At 46.1% G+C, this 4308-nt stretch carries 5 protein-coding genes; all 5 read left to right on the forward strand.

The features are described 5' to 3' along the window. Positions 1-478 (forward strand): SurA N-terminal domain-containing protein (locus tag PX481_RS22240; protein WP_502888629.1); only part of this gene is annotated, 478 nt, incomplete at its 5' end. A gap of 247 nt (positions 479-725) precedes the next feature. Next, positions 726-1427, forward strand: coding sequence for an ATP-dependent Clp endopeptidase proteolytic subunit ClpP (clpP, locus tag PX481_RS22245; protein WP_002736918.1), 702 nt, complete (start codon positions 726-728; stop codon positions 1425-1427). Between the two features lie 7 nt (positions 1428-1434). Next, positions 1435-2769, forward strand: a complete 1335-nt coding sequence (gene clpX, locus PX481_RS22250) for an ATP-dependent protease ATP-binding subunit ClpX (protein WP_288096082.1) — start codon at positions 1435-1437, stop codon at positions 2767-2769. A 21-nt stretch (positions 2770-2790) separates the two neighbouring features. Beyond that, positions 2791-3000 carry a hypothetical protein gene (locus tag PX481_RS22255; RefSeq protein ID WP_288096085.1) on the forward strand — a complete coding sequence of 70 codons (210 nt, stop codon included), beginning with the start codon at positions 2791-2793 and terminating at the stop codon, positions 2998-3000. Continuing rightward, positions 2978-3835, forward strand: coding sequence for an alpha/beta fold hydrolase (locus PX481_RS22260; RefSeq protein WP_002758594.1), 858 nt, complete (start codon positions 2978-2980; stop codon positions 3833-3835). The genes PX481_RS22255 and PX481_RS22260 overlap by 23 nt, the downstream gene beginning before the upstream one ends. Positions 3836-4308 lie beyond the last annotated feature (473 nt).

A 4308-nucleotide genomic window follows, 5' to 3' on the forward strand; every position in this document is an offset into this window, starting at 1 on the left:
GACTTTAGATTTACCGGAGACGCTGATCGAAAAGGAAGTGACGCATATTTTGACCCAAAGCTTCATGGAATTTCAACAAATGGGGCTAGATGTCAACCAGTTGTTTACAAAAGATAATATTCCCAAAATGCGGGAAAACACCCGTCCCGATGCGATCGAAAGTCTGAAAGAGACTCTCGTGGTGCAGGAATTGGCTAAAGTCGCCGGCATTGAAGTCAGTGCCGAAGCGGTAACGGAAAAAATCGCTAAAATCATGGTCCAATTGTCCGATCGCGACATAGATAGGCAGCGTCTGGAACAGGTGATCACCGAAGAAATGCTGGCAGAAAACACCCTGGAATGGCTGAAAGAAAAAGCTACTATCACCCTCGTCCCCAAAGGTTCCCTAGAGGAAGAAACAAGGGAGGATGAGGAAACGGAAGAAACCTTCGCATTCACCGAAGTGGAAGTGTTGGCAGCTGAGGCTGAGGAAGAATAACCGTAAGGAGTTAGCAGTCGTGTTGGGGTGTTGGGGTGTTAGGGTTTTAGGGTGTTGGGGTATTAGTTGAATTCCCCCATTCCCCCATTCCCCCATCTCCTGATAACTGATAACCGATTCCTGCCAACCGGGGGAAACTTAGGGCATAATAGATGGACAGAAGTGCTAAAGATGCTTAACATTGGCCAATAAAAGCTCCACAGCCAAGCAAAACCCCTAAGATTGTGATAGCGGAACCGAAAAAATTATGCTCGAATCGAGATCACCTGACTACCCAATTACCAGTAATTGTCGCCCTGCTATCTACGCCAACACGGGGAGAAACTCCCTAGCTAACGTTTTACCCGTGGTAATCGAACAGTCTGGCATGGGTGAACGGGCTTTTGATATCTATTCTCGACTCTTGCGGGAGAGAATTGTCTTTTTGGGAACTCCCGTCGATGATCAGGTCGCTGATTCGATCGTTGCCCAACTCCTCTACTTGGAGGCAGAAGATCCCGAAAAAGATATCCAACTCTATATCAACTCCCCCGGCGGTTCCGTTTATGCCGGACTAGCTATCTACGACACCATGCAACAAATTCGCCCCGACGTGGCGACAATTTGTTTCGGTTTAGCCGCTAGTATGGGAGCATTCCTGCTTTGTGGCGGCGCAGCAGGTAAACGGATGTCCCTACCCAGTAGCCGGATCATGATTCACCAACCCCTCGGCGGCGCCCAAGGTCAAGCTAGTGATATCGCCATCCAAGCCAAAGAGATCCTCTATATTAAACAGAGACTCAATACCATGCTGGCTCACCACACTGGTCAACCCTACGATCGCATCGCTAACGACACCGAACGGGACTTTTTCATGTCGGCCGTCGAAGCCAAAGAATATGGGTTAATCGATCTGGTGATTTCCCGTCCCGAACTGCCCGATCCTACCGTTCCCGTTACTTCCCTGTAAATAAACTATGTCTAAGTACGACTCCCACCTCAAGTGTTCATTTTGCGGCAAATCCCAGGAACAAGTGCGAAAATTAATCGCCGGGCCGGGGGTCTATATCTGTGACGAGTGTGTGGAACTGTGTAACGAAATTCTCGATGAGGAATTGATGGAACCGCCCAGTCCGGTCGCCCCAGTGGAGGAACGTCCCAACAAACGGCGATCGGGCCAAAACAAAACCACTTGGGAACAAATTCCCAAACCAAGAGAGATTAAAAAACACCTCGATGACTACGTTATTGGTCAAAATGAGGCGAAAAAAGTGCTTTCGGTGGCCGTTTATAACCATTACAAACGCCTCAAAGATATCCAAACCCAAAAAGCCGGTGGCGGTAGTCCAGAAGATAGCATCGAACTGCAAAAATCCAATATTCTGTTAATTGGTCCCACAGGATCGGGAAAAACCCTTCTAGCTCAAACTCTGGCTAAAATCCTCGATGTACCTTTTGCTGTCGCTGATGCCACCACTTTAACCGAGGCCGGTTATGTGGGGGAAGATGTGGAAAATATTCTCTTGCGTCTGTTACAAGTGGCAGATTTAGACGTGGAAGAAGCGCAGCGGGGCATTATCTACATCGATGAAATCGATAAAATTGCCCGCAAGAGCGAAAATACCTCGATTACCCGGGATGTGTCCGGAGAAGGGGTACAGCAAGCTTTACTGAAAATGTTAGAGGGAACGATCGCCAATGTTCCCCCCCAAGGCGGCCGCAAACACCCCTATCAGGATTGTATTCAGATTGACACCAGCAATATCCTGTTTATCTGCGGTGGGGCGTTTGTTGGTTTAGATAAGGTGATCGATCAGCGTCTCGGTAAAAAATCCATGGGCTTTATTCAACCAGGAGATGGCCAAGCTAGTAAGGATAAGGTGGCGGCAGGGTTATTAAAACAAATGACTCCCGATGATTTAGTCAAATTTGGCATGATTCCAGAGTTTGTCGGTCGGATTCCCGTCCTAGCGGCACTGTCACCCCTGGATGAGGAAGCTTTAATCGCTATCCTGACGCAACCCCGCAACGCTTTGGTGAAACAGTATCAAAAACTGTTGAAGATGGACAATGTACAGTTAGAGTTTAAATCTGATGCCGTCCTAGCGATCGCCCAAGAGGCCTATCGTCGCAAAACCGGGGCCCGGGCCCTACGGGGTATTGTCGAGGAATTAATGCTCGATGTCATGTACGAATTGCCCTCGCGCAAGGACGTGAAACGCTGTTTAATCACCCGCGAAATGGTGGAAAAACGTTCCACGGCAGAGCTATTGGTTCATCCTTCCTCTCTACCCAGTCAAGAATCCGCTTAAGGGGAAAAATCGAGGTTAACCATGCTGAACACCGTTCCCGCGATCGTCAAAGAAGGCCAGATCGAACTCCTCGAATCCGTGCCGATTCCAGAGGGTACTAGGGTTTTAGTCACCCTTATCCCGGAGGAGACAAACTCGGATTTCTGGCAAAAAGTCAGCGAAACTGCACTGGCTAAGATTTGGGATAATCTGGAAGACGACATCTATCATGAAAACTCAAATAATCGATAAAACAATCACTGTTCGCGGTGTTCCCCACTATTACGAGTGGATTCGGCAATCGGAATCTGTTGAGAAAAAGCCGGTGATGGTGTTTATTCATGGTTGGGGAGGATCGGGACGCTATTGGCGATCAACTGCTGCGGCAATTTGCGATCGCTTTGATTGTTTATTGTACGATATGCGCGGTTTTGGTCGGTCTAAATTGCCGGAAAAATCCCCCGATCTTTCCTACGATTTAGAAGAATATGCCCTTGATTTGGCCTTGTTTTTAGATAGTTTGGAAATTGAAAAAATCTATCTCAATAGTCACTCTATGGGGGCATCGGTGGCGACTTTTTTTATTACTATGTACCCCGAAAGAGTGGTCAAAGCAGTTTTAACCTGTAATGGCATTTTTGAGTATAATAAAGCGGCTTTTGCTGCCTTCCATAAATTCGGTAAGTATGTGGTACAGTTTCGTTATGATTGGTTTTTAAAAGTACCTTTTGCCGATCGATTATTTATGGCGAGATTTTTGCATCGATCGATCCCAAAATCAGAAAGAATTGCTTTTTTAGAAGATTTTTTAGCGGCGGATTACGATGCCGTCCTAGGCACAATTTATACATCTGTGAGTAAAAAGGCAGTGGAAATTATGCCTGGTAAATTTGCTGAGATTAAGGTACCAACTCTTTTAGTATCAGGGGAAAAAGACATTATTATTCCTGCCAAAATGGGCAAAATGGCGGCGGATTTGAATAATAATATCCAGTATGTGGAGATGGCTAATACCGCTCACTTTCCCATGTTAGAAGATGCCCCTACTTATCTAAGAAAATTGCAAGATTTTTTAGAAATTAATTAGGGTTGGCTGAATAAAGCTAAAAACCTTGTTGGGTAAGACTTTTAGACTTTTTGTCAATCAAAAAGTACCATATCTGGGAGTGATCGGGGGGAAAATTCAGGGACTTTTTCCCTAAAAATTAGGTAATTGACCAGATGAAAAGCTGTAAAAACCTACACCCCACACCCCACACCCCACACCCCACACCCTGTCCCCACCAACAAACTTTTTGCCGCAAACCCTAATTAAGGCTTGCTGAATAAATCTAAAAACCTTGTTGGATAAGACTTTTGGACTTTTTTCCCCTCAAAAAGTACCAGATATGGGAGTGATTAGAGGGAAATTCAGGGACTTTTTCCCTGAAAATTAGGTAATTGACCCCCTCAAAATCGGTAAAACCCCACACCCCACACCCCACACCCTACACCCTGCCCCTAGGAAAAACTTTTTGCCGCAAACCCTAATTAGAATGCCAAAAGGTCAGGAAAAACGCC

The sequence above is a fragment of the Microcystis sp. M53603_WE2 genome (assembly GCF_030065435.1).

Excerpts from the sequence above, each read along its gene's own strand:
- clpP (WP_002736918.1), top strand. The coding sequence starts at position 726 with ATGCTCGAATCGAGATCACCTGACTACCCAATTACCAGTAATTGTCGC.
- clpX (WP_288096082.1), top strand. The coding sequence starts at position 1,435 with ATGTCTAAGTACGACTCCCACCTCAAGTGTTCATTTTGCGGCAAATCC.
- PX481_RS22255 (WP_288096085.1), top strand. The coding sequence starts at position 2,791 with ATGCTGAACACCGTTCCCGCGATCGTCAAAGAAGGCCAGATCGAACTC.
- PX481_RS22260 (WP_002758594.1), top strand. The coding sequence starts at position 2,978 with ATGAAAACTCAAATAATCGATAAAACAATCACTGTTCGCGGTGTTCCC.